Below are 18,182 nucleotides of genomic sequence, written 5' to 3'. Positions count from 1 at the left end.
TTATCCTTTCATCACCGTCACGTCGTCGATCTTGAGGGTGGATTTGTTCCTCACGAGGGCAACCAGGATGCCGAGGGCGACGGCAACTTCCGCCGCGGTGGTTGCGATGACAAAGATCGCGAAGATCTGCCCGCGGAAATCGGCGTGGTAACGCCCGAAAGCGATGAAATTGATGTTCACCGAGTTGAGCAGCAGCTCCAGCGACATCAGTACGACGAGAATATTGCGCCTGAGCAGCACGCCCGCCGCTCCGATCACGAACAGGACCACTCCGAGCACAATATACCACCAGAGCGGAACCATCACCCCTGCTCCTTCCGCGCCAGCATGATGGCGCCGACCAAGGCCGCCAGCAGGATTACGGAGGCGGTTTCAAACGGCAGGAGATAGTCGGCGAAAAGTGCTGTGCCAAGCTGCCTGACGTCATCGCCGCCGCGCATCGCGACGGGCTCCACGACCGAAAAGCGGTCGCTCCAGAGCACCAGCACGAGCATCTCGACTCCGAGCAGGACGAGCAGTACCAGAGCCGGGAGGTTGCCGCCCGGCAAGAACCGCTGCAACACCGCTTCGCGCACATCGATCATCATGATCACGAACAGGAACAGGACCATGATCGCGCCGATATAGACGAAGATCTGGATGACCGCGAGCAACGGTGCCTCGAGCAAGACGAAGATTGCCGAGACCTGCAGGAAACACGCCATCAGCGCCAATGCGCTGTGAACCGGATTGCGCGCCAGGACCACCGTCAGGGCCGTGATCACGGATACCGCAGCGAACAGAAGAAAGAACCCCTGATCCATCGACGCCGACCCTCCGACGCGAACTGCCACTCGGCGCGAGACGGCCGGATTCGAGACTGCGCCGCAACTTCAGATGCCTTCGCAAATTGTGCCCTAGTATCGGATTTTTCACAAGATTATTGTCATCGACGGAGCAAGATCGAGCCGGTCCGGATGTGGCGAAGGTCGCTTGCCAAGCGCGCGCTTTCGATAGGGTCGTACCGATTTTATCCATAGGCAAATGGTTTTAGCCTGGTCGACGAGGCTGGAGCGGCTGTCTCGATTGCCTTCTTGACATCCGCAAGCGCTTACCGCGCGCCCTGATCCAGGCGCGTGCGGATCGCGTTCATCTGCTCGATCTCCGCACGCTGGCCGCTCGAGATGTTGGCGCAGAGCGCGACCAGTTCGGGATCGTTGAGGGCTGCTTCCCGGCACATGAGGATTGCACCTGAATGATGAGGCACCATCGAGGCGATGAATTGGCGGTCGCCTATGAGAGCCTGTGTGCGAGTGCCTGCAAAGGCCGCGACGAACAGGATCGCCAGGCCGACATGGATGGCGGCGTTCAGCTTCCTGTTCCCGTACATGCCGCCCATGGTGGCGAGCATGATGATGCCCATCGGGGCCACCATCGTCAGCGCCATGTAGAGCATGTTGAGATTGTTCCGGAAATCGCTCCAGCCATCGATCATCGAGAACATCACGAAGTACATGACGATGAGGCTGAGGATCATGTTGACCGCGAACATGGAATAGGGATGCCTGCTCATCCCCTCATGTCGGGAATTGTGGTGATTGCGCATCGCTAGCTTCCTTCCGGCCTTCGGACCGAGTCGGAAGGCGGTTAGAGCAATTCCAGGAAAAGTGCGAAGCCGTTTTCCCTCCGGAATCGCGTAAATCCAAAAGGTTAGAGCGGTTCTGCGCTTCCGTGAAAGCTGAACCGCTCCAGGATGTTTCCGAGGCAACAACTCGGAGGCATATCGCCTTAACCTTGCATCGGCGGGTTGGTTCCCGAGTCGCAAGAGCTTGCCGGATGCGGGAGCCCGAGCTTGCTGATCAGATCGCGCCGTCGTAAGCGATATACTTCATCATCCCCGTCGCCATGTGGTACAGGTGGTGGCAATGGAGCGGCCAACGGCCGGGATTGACGGTATCGAACTCCACCACGACCTCGGCCATCGGCGTCAGCAGGACAGTATCACGGACGGCTCCGCTAACCCCCTGGCCATTGACGCCGACGACCTGGAAATGGTGCCCGTGCAGGTGCATCGGGTGCGCCATCATCGACATATTCCGCATGGTGAGACGGACTCGCTTGTCTTTGGAAACATTCAACGGCGCGGACGGGTCGATGCCCCAGGTGTACGCGGTCATGTCTCCCGTCAGTGTGATGGCGTACTGATGGTCGGGTGAGCGGGCGCCGAGAGGTGTTGCAGGCCGAAGCTGGCGCTCCAAGCCAAGGTCGAGAACGGGACCCGTCTCCAAGGCGGTGGTGCCGATCTTTTCAACGGCTGCATTCCTGGTCGCGAGGATGATACCGGTCTGCTCCTTCGCGCCTTCGCGAAGCGCGAGGATGGGGTAGGAGCCTGGGGCTGCGGGAAGCTCCAGCCGGATGTCGAGGCGCTGACCCATCGAGATCGGGAAGCGGCTGGCCGGGACCGGCTCGATATCGACGCCGTCCACGGCAATGAGATTACCGACGATGCTGCCGGTATCGATGGTGAAGGCCGTTCTGGTCGCTCCGTTGATGACCCGCAGACGCACGCGGCCGCTTTTCTCGATCCTGACGATCTCGGGATCGTCAAGGGTGCGGTCATTCGCGAGAAAGGCGTCGTATTCGATATCGTTGAGGTCCATCGCCGACGTTCCCGCCATTGGCATGCTCATCGTCGACATGCCGGTCATCGGCATCTGATGTCCCTGCATGTTCATCATCGTCTGCATCATCCCTTGATGGCGCGACTGCATGCCGCCATGTCTGGCGCCGCTACCCTTCAGCCTTTCCAGCAACTCCTCCGGGGACTTGAAAGAGAAGTCGTGCAGCAGGATCACGACTTCCTGTTCGTCACGGGCGCGGTCTTCCGCCGTGCGGACGATCAGCGGCGCGGCGAGCAGGTTCTGCTCCTGCAGGGTGTGGGCGTGCATCCAATGGGTCCCGCCAGGGCCGACAGGAAATCGGTAGTCCCGTTTTTCCCCAGCGGCAAGCAAGGCGGCCGGATTGTCCGGTACGCCGTCCATGTTCCACGGCGGCGTCAGGCCATGCCAGTGGATGAGGGTGTCTTCGGATGTCTCGTTGAGGACGCGGATGTCGAGGTCCGTGCCTGCGTCCAGCACGAGGCCGGGCTTGCCGCTGCGGTTGGCCAGTCCGAAGATGGTGGCGGCCTTGCCATTGACGTCCAGGGTTCTCTTTCCGATGACCAGATCGGCGGGAACAGGGTTTGCATGGGCGCGGATGGAATTGAGGACAGGCGAGACGACTGCCGCACTCACGGCGAGCGTCTTCAGGAATTGACGGCGATACATGATATGCCTCTCGATTTATGTCGGCATCCCGACAGTGCTGATGATGGAACTGGCCCGCTGACAGGCGGACGCTTCGTCAGGCAGCAGATCGGGGAGGCTTGAAGCCAGGAGAAGGGGCTCTTCCGGTAAGATGCTCCTGCAGATAGGAAACGGGTCAACAAAATCGCCATATTTGACGACGCGGTCGTCGGTGACGGAAGAATCAATATGCCGACAGCGCAAATGCTGCTGCAGCACGCCTGGTCACCGAGTGCCATTTTTGGCTTTGAGTGATGATCGTCTTGGTGAGGGTGATCAATGGACACTCTGTGTTCCGTCGAGCAGGGTTGAAGAGTGGCATGGGAAGCAGGTGCGCTGAAGAGAATAGCGACGGCAAGCAGCGCTATGCACATCCTCAAAATCAGCGTGTTATGCTTCCGCAAGTCCATATTGCTCAGCCTATTTCTGCCTCATGGATAGCTTAGGGAACCTCCACACGCCCGCTTTGATCCTCATCAAGCAGGGATCAGAAGAAGCGCAACTACGACATCACGGATGATCAACCATTTTCCACGAAGACTGCCCCTTCCACCAACGGGAAGGTCAAGTGCCATTCTGGTGTTCGCATGCGTGCTGGCGAACTCCCTCGCATTTGCGGAGACCGTGCCGGTCGTGGCTGATCGCCAGAACGATATGAAGGAGATCGCCGCCGCCGCAAAGACGATTTCGGACATGTTCAAAGCTCCCGAAACCTACTCCTCCACCAAGTTCAAGGAGGCGAGCGAAGCCATCAGTGATCGAGCCGATCGGCGTCTTACAGATCACTTTGCAACGGTGACCGCCGCAGAGGGTTCGAAGGCAAACGAGGTGATCGCCACCGAACGGAATCGGTTCTCCGAACTGGCGCGGGACCTCAAGACCTATGCGGATGCCTTGTCTTCGACCGCGGATCGGCATCCGGACAGAATGTCAGATGATATGCGTATGAAGGAGCGCGAGCCGATGGGCGGAGGGCCGCTTGGTACGCGCATCAGGAGCGAGGCTTCGATGTCTGCCATGTCGGCAGAACATGCGTTTCACCTGATGCTGCAGACCTGCGCGTCGTGTCACTCGCGGTTTCGGGCAAAATGACTGGGCTGCCGATCCCCCTGCGAGGTAGTTTGGGTTACTCGAAGCCTTGCCCAGTAAGAGGATCAGACATGGCCAGTGCACGGCCGTGATGCCATCATCTACCGCCAGTCAATCTTTTGCGCTGGCAATAGCTCTTGCGGACGATCTTAAAGGACGGTGTTCGCAAGCGGATCAGCCGCATGCTTGAGGTAGCCGATCACTCACGACACGATCAAGCGGTGCCATGTGGCTTGGTGTGATCGGCTGACTAATTCCCGTCTCTTAGGGAGAAGGCGAATACATAGTCGCCGACGTCAGTCGAATTTGCTGCTCCGCCAACCGAGACCAGAACATATTGCTTGCCTGTCTTCGGTGAGACGTAGGTCATCGGCGTCGCACTCGAGCCGACCGGCAAAGGATATTTCCAGAGCTCGCTGCCGTTCTCGGCGTCATAGGCGCGGATATAATAGTCCTGGAAGCCGGCAAAGAAGACGAGGCCGCCGGCAGTCGCCGATGTACCCGCATAGGTCGGCAAGCCCATCGACATGGGCAAATTCATCTTGATCTTAAATGGTCCGAGCTGTTCGGCAGTCCCAGCCGGCACCTGCCATGCGATTTTGCGTGTGTTCAGATCCACTGCCGTCACCGTGCCCCATGGCGGTTGCGTGCAGGGAATGCGCAGTCTTGACGTCCACTTCTCGGTTGTCATGCCATAGGGCGTGCCGCGCTGCGGGGCGGATGGGCCGTGTGCGGTCGTGACGAGGGCAAAATCGACGTAATCGGCCCGCGGCACGAGCGCGAAGATGCTGGGGACGCGAATGTCGTTCATGAAGACGCGTTTGTTGGGCAGGTCGACCGAGACGCTTCCCCAGTTGAGGCCGCCCAGATTTCCCGGCTGCTGAATTGCAGGATGCGTGCCGATCGGGGTGAAATCGCCGTCGTAGCGCATCTTGCGAAAGGCGATGCGGCAGGCCAGCTGATCGAACATCGTCAGGCCCCAGGCCCGCTGCTCCGTGACACGTTCCGCACCGATCGTCGGCATGCCGACGGAATAAGGCTGTGTCGGCGACAGCTTCTCTTCCGGCGCGTCTCCTGTCTGCGGCACCGGCTTTTCCTGAACTTCGGCGAGGGGAAGGCCGGTCTGACGGTTGAGCAGGAAAAGCTGCCCACGTTTGGTGGTCTGCAAGATGGCCGGCACGGTGGCACCATTGCCGTCAGGCAGGTCGATCAGCACCGGTTGGGCCGGCAGATCATAGTCCCAGATATCATGATGCACGGTCTGGAATTTCCATCGCTCCCGGCCTGTCGTCACATCGAGCGCCACCAATGTCGCGTTGTACTGATCGGCGAAAGCCGGGCGATTGGCGCCGTAATAATCCGGCGTGGTATTGCCGAGCGGGGCATAGATGAGGCCGAGCTTGTCGTCGAAGGCGGCTGTCGTCCACATATTGGGCGTGGCGCGGGTGTAGGTCTCGCCTGCCGGCGGAAGCTTGGTGATCGCCGGACTGCCGAGATCCCAGGCCCATTCGAGCCCGCCGGTGACAACATTGAATGCGCGAATGACGCCTGAGGGCTCGCCGACCTCCTGATTGTCGGTGACCCAGCCTCCGATGACAATCAGGTTGCGGGCAATCAGCGGAGCCGACGTCTGGAAATAGTAGCCGGTCTTGATTTCACCCATGCCCTGAGAGAGCTGCACGGTACCGTTGTCGCCGAAGCCAGTGCATGGCGCGCCGGTTTTGCTGTCGATCTCGAGGAGGCGGGCATCGATCGTCGTCTGTATCAGGCGCTCGTTGCAGAGGCCATCGGGTGATCGGCTTTCCTCCGGCATCTTGTAATAGCCGAGGCCGCGGCAACGCTGCCAATAGGGCGCCGACGCCTTGGGGTCGAAGGTCCAGCGGGGTTTTCCCGTATCGGCATCAAGGGCGGCGATCACATCCGTCGGCGTGCAAGTGTAGACGGTATCGCCGATCTGCAAAGGCGTGTTCTGGTCGACGCCGTCGCCTCTTCCGCTGCGATATGTCCAGGCAAGATCGAGCCTGGCAACGTTGCCGCGATTGATCTGATCGAATGGGGAATAGCGATCTCCCTCCGTGCCGCGGCCATAGGATGTCCAGTCGGAGGGGGCGTTGTCGCCTCTGACCGTCTTGTAGGTAGGGAAATCGCCGGAGGGGCGGATCACCTCATGCGGCGTGAAAGCAAGACCAAAGCCTGCAGCAAACAGAATGGCGGCAAGCAGGGCGCCGCCGTGGAAGAGCTTTCGGTTGGCGGTCGGCAAACGCGCTGGTGCAAAAAGAAACGCAAATCCCGCCAGTGCAATGGGGGACATCAAGCGTGCGAAGAGCCCCCAGAAATTGGTGCCCGACTCCCACAATGCCCAGGGAAGGGTGAAAACGACGACAAGCAGGATGATGAGTGCGCCCAGCGGCGTCCGGCGCCATAGCAGAACGGCTGCAACGAGATAGGCAAGTCCTGTGATTGCGTAATAGGAGGAGCCGCCGAGGCTCAGCAGCAAGGCGCCGCCTCCCATCAAGCCCAATCCGATCAAGGCGAGAACGATACAGAACAAAGCGGCCAGAAATTTCATCGTCTCCTCATCCAATTCGCTGCCCGGTCGCTCGCATTCGTCTCCGACCATCGACGGCTCCTCGGGCAGCACAGGGCCATTGGAGCGATGGTCAGCTATTCGTCCCGAAGACGGGCAGTCCCTCAAATTTTTCCTGATGTAGCTGTGGTCACTGACACGTGTCCCCGAGCCGGCAATGATGCTTGCGATTGCGTCAAAACTTCTGAAAGGGGCACTGATGGTTCTCGGCGAAAAACTTGATCTGGCGAAGGGGCGGCCGACAGGATTTGACTACATGCGATTGCTGTTGGCCTTTTCGGTGCTTTGGATCCATACGGCTCGTGTCACCTACGGCGATGATCTGTTTTTGTGGGAAACGCCCCTGCGTCCCTTTATCAAGTCGGTGCTGCCCATGTTCTTTGCGCTGAGTGGGTTCCTGGTCGCCGGCAGTCTAGGGCGGTCGAAGACGTTGATCTCTTTTCTTGGCAATCGATTTATCCGGATTTATCCCGCCCTCGCAGTGGAAGTGTTGCTGGCTGCTTTTATACTGGGAGCGATCTATACCGAGTATGACCTCAGTAACTACTTCACCGACCCCCAGTTTTTTACATATCTGCTGAATGTCACCGGGCACATTCACTTCAATCTTCCGGGGGTGTTCCTGACCAATCCTGACGCCGCGATGGTGAACGGGCAGCTCTGGACCGTGCCCTTCGAACTTGAATGCTACGTCGCGATCGCCGCGCTTTTCCTGCTCGGCGTGGTCAGGCGGCGCGTGCTCGCGCTCGTCGCAACGACGGCGTTGTTCGTGGGTTTTGGGCTTGCGCGATATTGGAAGCATGAGAGCAACTGGGCATTTATGCCGACGACCGCGTCGGGGAACCTGCTGATCGGCGCCTTCCTCGTGGGCGTGACGATCTATCTCTACCAGGACAAAATTCTGTGGGATCTCCGCATCTTCATCGCTTCTGTTGCCGTCATATTGTGGGCTTACTGGTTCAGCTCTTTTGGGGACTTCGTTGCCATTCCGGCTATTGGATATGTAACGGTCTTTCTCGGCCTGACCTCGCCCCGCAAGCTCGGAGTGCTTCAGGGGGCCGACTATTCCTATGGCGTATTCCTCTATGGCTATCCCATCCAGCAGGCCTTCGTCGCGCTCGGACCCTGGGCGCATAACTGGTGGCTGAATGGGATCGTCTGCAGCATCATTGTCACTTGTTTTGCCGCCTTCTCATGGCGATTCATCGAAAAGCCGGCGTTGGAATTGAGGAGACAGGTGACCTGGCTCGAGAACCTCTACCTGCAACGCGGCACGAGACGGGAATTGGCCGGCGCAGTTTTGAAGTAAGCTTCTCGACCGCCCATCCGGGACTTTGGTCGTTGAGCGAGGATGCCCGGCTCAGCAAACAGATCATCGGGATTTGCGGTCGCTGACCGAACCCGCTGCATTCTGGCTAGGACTGTTTAGATTTCGCTCCCGGAGATGTTTTTCCAGTTTTTCCAGCCTTCACCCTGAATGAGCCCGTGATCGGACAAGTCCTTCCAGCTCGTGTAAGTGCCCGTATCGTCATGGACGAAGTCGCCCATCTCCTTGTCGGAGGAGTAAACGGTGTATTCTTCCGTATGCTGAGAACGATGGGCGGCATCGGCAACCTTGTGCACGAAGGTCGATAGGAATTTGAAATGGAGAAGGGCGCCGGATACGCCGAGCGCGCCGCGCATGTCGCCCAGATTCAGGGAGAGCGGCCAGACCTGGTGCGACGATTTGAGAAACAGCCGTTCACCTGTCACATAGATGAGAGGGATCTTGTTAAGCGCCGGCCCGTCCCAGAGCCGATCACGAAAATAGATGCGTCCGCGAACGCCGCCTTTGATCCATATCGTCCCGTTGCGTTCGTCGAAATGAGCGACATAGCCGGATCGGTCGAAAAGATTGCAGACCTCGAGCGGATTGCGGCCGGGTTCGCATATGTTTTCGAGAACGGGATGCGGGCTGTACATGTCGATCATGACCGAGCGGAGGGAATGACCGCCGGTGGATTCGACATAAGCGGTCAGCTGACCGATCGGGCAGGTGTCGCAATGGGGATAGACCAAGAACTCGTCAGCATCGACATAAAGGACCCATTTCTCCCGGCAGTACCGGTTGATGACCTCGTTGATCCAGTCGTTTCCGAACCTTGCCGCCTTGTAGGAGCCATGAGCTGATAGGAGCGAGACATCGTCGAAGCCGGATAGCAATTCGGCCGTTCCGTCCGTCGAGCCGTTGTCGATGCAGATAAAATGTTCGAAGCCGAGATCACGATAATATTGCAGGAAGAATGCCAGCCGGTGGCCTTCGTCACGGATGACTGAGATGACGACGTGGCGGGCCTGCCTGAGCCCGCTGCGCAGCACGTCATAGCGAACCTGCCGAGCCTTGAGCGACCGGCGCAGGCGGGCTTTTGCGTAATGCGAGATACTGGCGACGGAAACCCGATAACTCATATTCCATCCTGAACATTATCCGTTCCCGGAATCATTAGCCTTGCTTCGAGAAGCCCCACGGACGGAGCACAGAGCAATTTCGGCTGGTGGGAACAATATGCGGTCATCATACGGCGTAATCGCCAACCAACAGGCTCTGGACCCGCGGGTGGGGGCCGTTCCTCTCGATCGCGTGTTCGATACGTGCCCGCATCGACCGATATTTATAGAGTATCTTCCGATCGAGGCTTATTCCGCGATAGAGCGCGTTGTAAATGGGATGGGCTTTGCGCAGATCGACATAAACTTGGCTTTCCCGATCGGTCCATGGAAAGAAGGTTCCATGCCATGGCTTCGGATGCGCCATATAGTGGACGATCGCCAGCGACGACACGTTCACCAGATGCAGAAACTGCTTGGGAAAGTTCCAGCGGTTGGATACGAGGATGAGCGACGAACCGCAAACATAGTTCAATGCGCCCTGATCGTGTTTGCCCTCGCAAGCCTCGGGGTTGCTGGCAAAAAGCTCAAGCGCCTCCTGTCCGATCCAGCCGTTGCGATGGAATTTCAGGACCCCCGCATTGAAGTAGTGGTTGTCCTTTCCAGTATTGAGGAAGTCCTGAATTGCCGTGTAATCGCGGGCCGCGAAAAACCGGCCCTCAGGCACGGTGGCGTTTTCGAGTTTGCCGAGATCGCTGACGATCTGGGTATCGCCGTCAAGATAGATGATTTGGCTGTAATGGGCGGGCAGGATCTCGCAAAGGACCAATTTGGCCATCGTGCTGACGCTGATGCGCCCCTGAAAATGCGAACTGTCGAGCTTGCCGAGCGAGTCCTGCAGTGCATCGGTCGCATCTGCCAATTCGACCCCGCTCGCGGCGAGCAGGGCTTTCAACTCGCTGAAATTATCCAGACGTTCAGACATAAGCACGCAAACGTCGGTTGCGGAGCTTGCGAATTTGCGAGCCTGGAGCGCGGAAAGAATAGTTGGAAATGAATATTCGACATCCGTGACGTAGACAACGCACTGATTGTTCATGTCATCACCCTTCCGGTTGTCTTCAATGCGAGTGAATGGCTGCCCTCTTCAGGGTAGAGGGAACAGTTGTTGATCGATCCGGCAGGCATGTCGTATGACAGTCCGGTCCGGTATATATTGCGTATCGCCGGACCGCTCGTTTGTTGAAATGGCATCCGGCCGCCGGCGGTTTTTGTGTGTTCCATTGTTGAGACGCTCATCATGAAGAATGCCGCGCCTGTCACAGGGCTGTGTTTCGACATCTTGAACCGCGGCAGGACGACTGGTGCCGGGACTCTGATCGAAATGCAGAGGGAGGGAAGATCGTCATGCTGATCACCACCTTGGTGGCGGCCGTGATTTCGATAGCTGCCGGCGCTTCGATCCGCGCCTGGGCCTTCGCGATTTTCGCAATCCTTGTGGCAATCGGCTTCGGCAGTGTGGCTTTCGTCGACGGGTCTTCGCTGATCGGGGCGGTCGTTTCCGGTATCGCTTTCCTCGTGCTCATGGAAATCGGCTACCTGACAGGCGTCTTCCTGTCGGGTTTCGCGCGGCGTAGCGCCAGGCTGCCAGAAAACAATTCCGCCGCTGATAGCGTCGCAGGCACCAGCGAACGCCGACAGGGCTGAGGCCGAAGCAGGATCGGTCGCCCGTCCTATCCAGCAGGGAGGTGCGACACCGCGTTCCTCCGAGCTTTTGATTTTACCAGCATTTCCTGACGGCGCGGGCGATTGGCTGCGAATCCGGCCGGGCATGCGTATCGCTGCAAGGGCATACCGTCCTCGACCTTGAACGAAATTCGCGACTGAGGTCATCACGTTGCAAACACCGGCGCTCTCCTGAGAGATGCCGATGCCTCCGGGGGATGCCGATTTGCGACAGGTCGGGCCACCCGATGCCAGGACACATAGGGGGTGGCCAGGCAACCGGCCGCCAAACCCGCAGTGGTGCTGAACAGCAGGCCGAGATCGGTGCCGCTTCCTGAAATCGCCGCAGAGGCGATCTGTGAGATCGATGCCATAACGGCGGCGTTTCCGATGGCATGCGTCTCCCGATCGCCGGAGACGTACCGGCCGGAGGCTCTGATAAGGCTGTACAGGAAGGCGACGAAGAGAAGCGTGCCGGTCAATCCGACGTTGGACAACAATGCGGCGATGAAACTCGATGCTCGAACCGTTCCGAGGCCGGCGCCGAAGGTTGCGGTATCGACGAATGCGATCAATGCCAGCGTGTTCCAGGCGGTGCGCTCCTCGCCGGACTGCGATTGGAGTTTGTCCGACACGGTGGTGTTGACGAGACTGGTGATGGAATTCCATGCATCGGGGATAAGGCTGAGGGCTACGATGGCGCAAGGGATCAGGAAGAGGGTTATCGCCAGGAAAGTCACGTGCGAGGTCTTTGCCGATCCTGCGACCATATGTTTGCAGCAGAACAGCACGAGCATGCAGACAACGAAAAGCCCGGCGATATAGGCGGTTGTCGATGTGCACAGCAGGATCGTCGGGCCGATGAAAAGCGTTGCTAGGCCGGCCATACGGCTTCGAACGCGCTCCAGCCAGAGCAGAAGCGTGAACGAAAAATAGGCCAGTGCGACCGTCCCGTATATGCTTGCTTCGGGAAAGGCGCCGACGATGCGTTTGAAGCCGCTGATCGTCTCGGCGGTATGCATGGTGTAATTCGCGTTTCTGATGACGTCGAGCAGGTAGGTCTGACCGGTCAGGAACGTTCCGATATCAAGCAACGCCAGAGCAAAACATGCGATTGATGCGACGATCAACTGCTGGGCGATGAACCGCTGATATCCGAGCCTCGCAAGTCCCGAGACCACCGCAAAGCAGGCGAGGTCGCCGAGCAGATAGACAGATTGGCTGAGATTGGAAGAGCCTGGCGACAAGGGCGCGGCCACCGTCGACATCATGCCCGTCGCATCTCTCGCAGAGGAGTAGACGAGCGTCGCGCCCGCAAAAATGCGCGGCAGGAAAAAAGACGACACGACGGAAAACAGCACGTAGGCGGCAAACCAGAAGCCGGGACCCGGATAGGCGATGCTAGCCAGCGCCGCTTGTGTCTGGACCGGACGCAACAAGGTGGCGGCGACGATAAACAGGAGCATTAGATGGCTTGGCTGGACACTGCTGCCACCGAGCGCAGCCAATTGCAGAGCCGCCGCTGCTCCCAGCAGCGTCAACAGGCAGAGGGTCGTCACTGCAAAACGCGCGCCATTGACCATGGTGAGCAGGCCAAGCAGGAGAACGATCAAACCGAGCGGCTCTATCGACATGCGTCTAATCCTGACCCTGGCAAACAGCTGAAATACCGCTTTGGCCGAATGCGGGCACGGCAAGTCGATATGATGGGCGAGGCGAAAGCCGCCAGCTGTCGTTGCTGATCATCATCGTGTCCTAATTCGATCCCATCTGGGACATCCAGCCGCGGCCGGCTCGATTATCCCCGGCCACATCAGATGACGGGAGTGTCGAGCTCTGCGTCTGGGGCGCGGACTGCAGCGGCGAAGTCGGCGCCTGAAGATTGGTGTCCAAGCCGATCTCGACGAGATCATGCGGCAGCAATGCGGTTTGCTCGTCGGCTACGATGTTGCTGGTGGTTCCGTCGTTGTTGCGACGCACAATCCTGTAGTTCTTCTGCGCTCTGCCAAGTCCCGGCGCCTCCATGTTCATCTGCGCAAGTTGAGCGTCATAGCCGGCCTGTTCGCCCAGAAGCTGGGCCACCTGAATATCGATCGCTGCCCTGCCGATCGCGAGGTTGACCTGATTCAGCAGCTCCTGGTTTTCGCTGTTCTGCCTGTTGACGATATTGATCTTGGAACGGTCGGCCTCGCTGAGGCCCTGACGAGCCGTGGTCAGGGCGACTTCGAGATCGATCAGAGTACCTTGTGCATCGGCAACCCAGCGGTCGACGGAGACCTGACGGGAATTGCTGACCAACCCTTTGCTCACCAGACTATTGACGTTGTCCAGTTCCTTTTGGGCAAGGTCAATCTGCCGCTTTTGCGAGCTGATCTTGGCCTCGAGCGACTCGACCTGCTGGCCGTAGAGGCGGGTGAGGTCATTCGCCGCTTCGATCTGGCTGTCGGTATCGACGCGGCGCAGCCGCATCAGGTTCAATTCCTGTGCCTTCAGCTTGTCCACGTCGGGCGTTCCCACGAGTTCGGCGGGAATCTCGAAGCTCTGCTCGCCGGCGATTTCCGCGCGCAGCCGCGCCTGCCGCATCAAGAGATCGCGCCGGTTGAGGACGGCGGTTCGGTAGGCTCCGGCTGCCTGAATCCGGTCGCGCTCGAAATAGGTATTGTCCTCGCGTTCCCGCAGAAAGCCACCAGCGATGCTGACGGCCTTCATGACGGTCATCCGCGGTTCAAAAGGATAGCGTCCCGGGGTCTGAACGGTGCCGGTCACAAAGATCGGCGCATGCTCGGCTATCTCCAGGGCGATGTATGGCTTGCCAGGAAGTTCCGCCTTTTCGGCGAGCGCACTGGCGACGGCATCGGCGAGTTCTTCGGCTGTTTTTCCGGACGCCTGTACATGGCCGGCGATCGGGATCGACAGGTCGCCGGTATCGTCGATGGTGTAGACGCCATCGACAGCTTCCCAGCTGGCATAGCGGGAATCCGCGGAACGCCATTCGACGACGCGCAGTCTGACCTTGTCTTCCGGCACGAGGGTGAATGTTTGTGCGTGGGCGACGCTCCAGCCGGTCAGGCAGCAGAAAACCTGCAAGGCGAGGGCCGCGGAGATAACGCGATCGAGCAAGAATGTGGACTGCATTGATCTATCTCCGTTTCGTTGCGATCGGCGGCGAGGGCGCGCGGGAGGGCGGATTGCCGAATTCGAGAATGCGGGATGGCGAGACGCGGCCGGCAAGAAGATCGGTGAGCGCCAGCAAATTGCCGTTCAAACGTCCCCATCGGTCGACCAAGTGGTCGTTGAGCACTATGCCCGATGCGTTCGCCAGGATGTTGCGGCCGATCTGTGCTATTGCACGGCCTTTCGACATCGTGCCCTTGCGGATCAGGTGGACAGGATTGGCAACCTGCGAATAGCCGAGTCTGCGGCCAGGCTGTCGCCCGGATCTGACGCCGAGATGCACTCCGTAGGCGCCTTCAACGCGCACGGATCTGCCGTAGTGGGCGATGGACCTGCTGAAATCGACATCCTCAAGCCAGCCATAGAGCGGCAGTTGCTCGTCAAACGCCAGCGCGTGTTCGAGAACGGGGGCGAGGCGAACCGCCATATTGCACCCGTAGGCATTATAGACATCCGACACCCGCTCGGACCCTTCGCCGGCGCTGTGAAGAACCTGCAGGGCCTTCGACATGTCGAGCCCCCCATCGAGGATGCCGTCGGCCAGGACCTCACCGGTGGCAATCGCGACGTCAGATTTCGCTGAAAAGACGGCTGCCATTCGCGACAGAAAGGTTGCGGCCGGAATAAAATCGTCGTCCAGGAAGATCAGAACATCTGTGTCGGCGGCGGACGCCCGGATGATGCTGTTGCGCTGAGAGGTCAGGCCGCGGCTGCCGATAATGATTTCCACGTCGAGACGGTCGGCGAGCCCGGCGGCATCGTCGATCCCCGGCACGCAGACGATCAACCGCTGCGGCTGGTCCGGCAGGCCGGCGAGGTAATTGACCGTTTCCAGCAGGATCGAAGGACGTCCCGCCGAAGCAATTCCGACGGCAATCCGCAATGGCCGGCTCGCGCGCCGGACCATCGCTTCGGTGTCGGAAGAAACAGGCGCCGGTCCGACCAAGCCGTCCTGCCTTGTGGTTTTTGCCGAATGCGCGATCATGGCTGTATGCTCTTCGGCGAGTGGTTGATGACCGCGCCGAGGATCTCCGCGCCGACATTGCGCATCGTCTCGATGACACGCATGGCGTCGTCGATCGAGGTGCGTCCGTGCGAGGCGACCACCAGAACACCGTCGAGCTCCGGCGCGATCGCATTGGCATCCGACGAAGCAGAGAATGCGGAAATGTCGACAAATATGGTGTCGAATTCCTTTTTCAGCTCGGCGAAGCTCAATTGCGTGCGGCGCGAACTCAGACGAATTGCCGGCGTCACGGTGTCGACCTTGCCGAGCGGAAGGAATTTCAGCGTCGGGCTGAGGGGCAAGGCCGCCGTCTGAATCAGTTGGCCGTTGTCGAGCACGTCGACGAGGCCGCTGGAACTATGGGGCGCAATCGCTTTGCTGAGTGATGATTTCTGCGCGGCCGCATCAATCAGAAGTGTCTTCGCTCCAGATGCCGACGATAGCACGGCAAGTTCGCTTGCGATGGTTGATGCTCCGTTGCCGGGATTGACGGCGACCACTCCGATGACGATCCGGCGTTTGCGCCGAAGCCCGACGACCGTTGCGCTCAACTCCGTCATGCCTGGAATGACCGGATAGGCGGCTGTACTGCTGCCCGTGCCGGCGGCGAGGAAAGGCGCCGGCTGGCCGTTGCGTGTTCTTTTTGATGTCGCCAGAACGGTGACGAAGGGCAGACCACAGGTTTCAGCGATCTGATGCGGGCGGACGAGCCGGCGGTCGCTGGCATGTCTTATCATTGCGAGTGCGAGACCCGCGCCAAGGCCGACCGCCGCCGCAAAGGCAACGATGAGCGTGCTGCGCGGTCTCGCCTTCGAAAGAGGCAACATGGCCCGCGAGACGATCGTGGCGTCGGACATCGGATAGGTGATGCGCTGCTTTGCTTCGGTCAGCTGGTTCAAGGTGTTTTCATAAAGCGTACGGCGGGCATCCGTCGCGCTTTGCAGTTCCGCAAGCTTGAACTGGTCGCGGGGATTGCTCGTGAAGCTCGCCAGGGCGCTGGCGGCTTCCGCCAGCCCTCGCTGTTGCTCGGCCATGAATTTCGCCAGCCAGTCGCTGTATTGGCGGGCGGAGTTGGCCTTCATCGAGATATTCTTCTGGATATATTGCCTGGCGAGCGTGTCGGCGATGTCGACGGCCTTCTGAGGGGTCGATGCCGCAGCCGATATTTCGATGATCGTCGAGCTTCCGATCCGGCGGATGTCCATCATGTTCAGCAGTTTGGCGGTTGCCCAGTCGTGGAGCCGCTCCTCCTCCGTCTGCGGTTGCGCTTCGCTCGCTCCGTTGCCCGCCGCGTCTTGCGATGGCGTATCCAGTTGTGAGGAAAGCCCTGTCAGCCAATTCTTCGCTCTACCCTGCAGAGAAGGCGTCTGATCGACAAACTCCGGATCACGGACGAGATCAAGCGCCGCCACCGCTCCGCCGACGACATCGCTCGATCTGGCGATCTCCAGCTGTCCTTCGATGAACGCATCTTCGGCGAAAGCCCTCTGTGCTTCAGAGCCGCTCACCTGGGGGAAGATCAAAAGCTGCGTGCTGGCAACGAAGGTCGGTTCGGCGGTCAGCAGGTAGGTTCCGGCGATTGCCAGAAAAGCGATGGTCGTCACGACGATCCAGTGCCAGCGCATCCTCAAAAAGAAGAGCATATCCCGCAGGGTCAGCGGCGAATTCCCGCCGCCAGCGGCTGCTGCGGGCAGGGATATGGCAGAGACACCGCTGAAGATCGTGCTGGAGGTCATGTCGTCCTAATCCAAAATGGGAAATCAAGGAATAACAAGGTAGTGGCGGCTTGGAGGGGACGCGGGAGCGGCGCATTTTCCGATCCCGGCGCTGTCGGCTGTCTCCTCTTGAACGCTCAGTACGATCCGCGCTGCGAAAACAGCGCTGGAATAGTCTTGGCGATGATGACGAAGTCTCGGGCAAGCGACCAGTTGTTGAGATAGTGGACGTCGAGAGAAACCCGGAACTCGTAACTGACGTCGTTGCGCCCGCTGGTCTGCCATTGACCGGTCAGTCCCGGACGGACCGCCATATAGGCCCACATGTGTTCGCCGTAGCGCGGCAGTTCCTCGGCTGTGACCGGCCGGGGTCCGACGAGGCTCATTTCGCCACGGACAATATTAATCAGCTGCGGAAGCTCGTCGATGCTCGAGCGCCTGAGAATATCGCCGACGGCGGTGATCCTGGGGTCGTTCTTAAGCTTGCGCGTCGTTTCCCATTCGCTGCGGGCGGCCGGGTTGTTTTGCAGCAATTCCGTAAGCTGAGCGCTCGCATCGGGCTTCATCGTCCGAAATTTGAGGCATCCGAACGGCGCTCCGCCGAAGCCGATGCGCGTATGGGAATAGAAGACAGGGCCGCGGTCGGAGAGTTTCACGATCATCGCGACGATCAGCAGAAGCGGAGAGAGCAGGATCAGGGCGGTGATCGCAACAAGAAGATCTATCGCACGCTTCGACGAACTACTCGCTGCACGAGGCCGGGCGTCGGGTAAATCGTCACCCTTAGCGGCCCGTCCGACGCGTGACCAAGCCTCAACACTATGTGCTTCCCATGCCATCGCGGTCTCCAAAACATTGCCCGTCAACAACCGTTGAAAGCTTGCTGCGCCGCACCCAGATTGTCTGTTACCAAGGTCATAATCGTTAATTAATTCTTTATGCTAGGAAGCCGTCACACAGATTTCCGACTACAGATCTGTGTCATCAATTCTTTTAATTGGCTATATAATCTGCTGTTGGTGATAATTTTGCGCATTAATTCAACAATTGTGTTGATGTCGTAATTTCAATAATTGATGAGTTTTAAATCACTAAGTCGTCTTTATGGGCAATTTTGGCTCGTATCGTAGAAATTATTAGAGCATTTTAGAATCTTCTATTTTACGTTGGGAGTTCTTCGCATTTCTATGAAGGTA

15 protein-coding genes are annotated in these 18,182 nt (G+C 58.9%); 3 read left to right on the top strand and 12 right to left on the bottom strand.

All coding sequences use genetic code 11. The features are described from left to right. The 4 genes from nuoK to AMK02_RS17115 all read right to left on the bottom strand — a co-directional run bounded on the left by nuoK (position 1) and on the right by AMK02_RS17115 (position 3,305). Entirely contained in the window at positions 1–303 is a 303-nt protein-coding gene (gene nuoK / locus AMK02_RS17130) for an NADH-quinone oxidoreductase subunit NuoK (protein WP_064804653.1), read from the bottom strand. Continuing rightward, positions 303–803, bottom strand: a complete 501-nt coding sequence (locus AMK02_RS17125; RefSeq protein ID WP_064804651.1) for an NADH-quinone oxidoreductase subunit J — start codon at positions 801–803, stop codon at positions 303–305. Before AMK02_RS17125 ends, nuoK begins: the two co-directional genes overlap by 1 nt. 287 nt (positions 804–1,090) lie before the next feature. Next, the gene (locus tag AMK02_RS17120) at positions 1,091–1,585 is read right to left on the bottom strand and encodes a DUF305 domain-containing protein (protein WP_064804649.1); all 495 of its coding nucleotides are present in this window, start codon (positions 1,583–1,585) and stop codon (positions 1,091–1,093) included. Between the two features lie 253 nt (positions 1,586–1,838). Then, positions 1,839–3,305 (bottom strand): multicopper oxidase family protein, encoded by a 1,467-nt coding sequence (locus AMK02_RS17115; protein ID WP_064804647.1) that lies wholly within the window; start codon positions 3,303–3,305, stop codon positions 1,839–1,841. 534 nt (positions 3,306–3,839) lie between these two features. Between AMK02_RS17115 and AMK02_RS17110 the strand changes: the two genes are divergently transcribed. Then, complete coding sequence (locus AMK02_RS17110) at positions 3,840–4,415, top strand: cytochrome c (RefSeq protein ID WP_082240331.1); 576 nt, start codon at positions 3,840–3,842, stop codon at positions 4,413–4,415. A gap of 247 nt (positions 4,416–4,662) precedes the next feature. Here AMK02_RS17110 and AMK02_RS17105 read toward each other — a convergent pair whose 3' ends face one another. After that, positions 4,663–6,981 (bottom strand): membrane-bound PQQ-dependent dehydrogenase, glucose/quinate/shikimate family, encoded by a 2,319-nt coding sequence (locus AMK02_RS17105; RefSeq protein ID WP_064806307.1) that lies wholly within the window; start codon positions 6,979–6,981, stop codon positions 4,663–4,665. Positions 6,982–7,198: 217 nt separating this feature from the next. Here AMK02_RS17105 and AMK02_RS17100 point away from each other — a divergent pair, with 217 nt between their 5' ends. Beyond that, positions 7,199–8,308, top strand: a complete 1,110-nt coding sequence (locus AMK02_RS17100) for an acyltransferase family protein (protein WP_064806305.1) — start codon at positions 7,199–7,201, stop codon at positions 8,306–8,308. A gap of 116 nt (positions 8,309–8,424) precedes the next feature. Here the strand turns inward: AMK02_RS17100 and AMK02_RS17095 are convergent, their stop codons facing one another. Next, positions 8,425–9,447, bottom strand: a complete 1,023-nt coding sequence (locus AMK02_RS17095; protein WP_064804645.1) for a glycosyltransferase family 2 protein — start codon at positions 9,445–9,447, stop codon at positions 8,425–8,427. Between the two features lie 106 nt (positions 9,448–9,553). After that, entirely contained in the window at positions 9,554–10,465 is a 912-nt protein-coding gene (locus tag AMK02_RS17090) for a glycosyltransferase family 8 protein (protein WP_064804643.1), read from the bottom strand. A 308-nt stretch (positions 10,466–10,773) separates the two neighbouring features. Between AMK02_RS17090 and AMK02_RS17085 the strand changes: the two genes are divergently transcribed. Further along, positions 10,774–11,073 (top strand): hypothetical protein, encoded by a 300-nt coding sequence (locus AMK02_RS17085; RefSeq protein WP_064804641.1) that lies wholly within the window; start codon positions 10,774–10,776, stop codon positions 11,071–11,073. A 185-nt stretch (positions 11,074–11,258) separates the two neighbouring features. Here AMK02_RS17085 and AMK02_RS17080 read toward each other — a convergent pair whose 3' ends face one another. The 5 genes from AMK02_RS17080 to AMK02_RS17060 all read right to left on the bottom strand — a co-directional run bounded on the left by AMK02_RS17080 (position 11,259) and on the right by AMK02_RS17060 (position 17,825). Beyond that, positions 11,259–12,725: a hypothetical protein gene (locus AMK02_RS17080; protein WP_064804639.1), complete on the bottom strand. Its 1,467-nt coding sequence runs from the start codon at positions 12,723–12,725 to the stop codon at positions 11,259–11,261. 121 nt (positions 12,726–12,846) lie between these two features. Continuing rightward, positions 12,847–14,226 (bottom strand): polysaccharide biosynthesis/export family protein, encoded by a 1,380-nt coding sequence (locus AMK02_RS17075; protein WP_064804637.1) that lies wholly within the window; start codon positions 14,224–14,226, stop codon positions 12,847–12,849. A gap of 4 nt (positions 14,227–14,230) precedes the next feature. Then, positions 14,231–15,172, bottom strand: a complete 942-nt coding sequence (locus AMK02_RS17070; protein WP_064806303.1) for a glycosyltransferase — start codon at positions 15,170–15,172, stop codon at positions 14,231–14,233. 74 nt (positions 15,173–15,246) lie between these two features. Then, positions 15,247–17,007, bottom strand: coding sequence for a polysaccharide biosynthesis tyrosine autokinase (locus AMK02_RS17065; RefSeq protein WP_064804635.1), 1,761 nt, complete (start codon positions 17,005–17,007; stop codon positions 15,247–15,249). A 116-nt stretch (positions 17,008–17,123) separates the two neighbouring features. Beyond that, on the bottom strand, positions 17,124–17,825 hold the full coding sequence (locus tag AMK02_RS17060; RefSeq protein WP_064804633.1) for a sugar transferase: 702 nt from the start codon (positions 17,823–17,825) through the stop codon (positions 17,124–17,126). Positions 17,826–18,182 lie beyond the last annotated feature (357 nt).

It is taken from the genome of Rhizobium sp. N731 (assembly GCF_001664145.1).
GTDB lineage: Bacteria > Pseudomonadota > Alphaproteobacteria > Rhizobiales > Rhizobiaceae > Rhizobium > Rhizobium esperanzae.
Note: the sequence above shows the minus strand (reverse complement) of the source record. Positions and strands in the feature narration are given on the sequence as shown.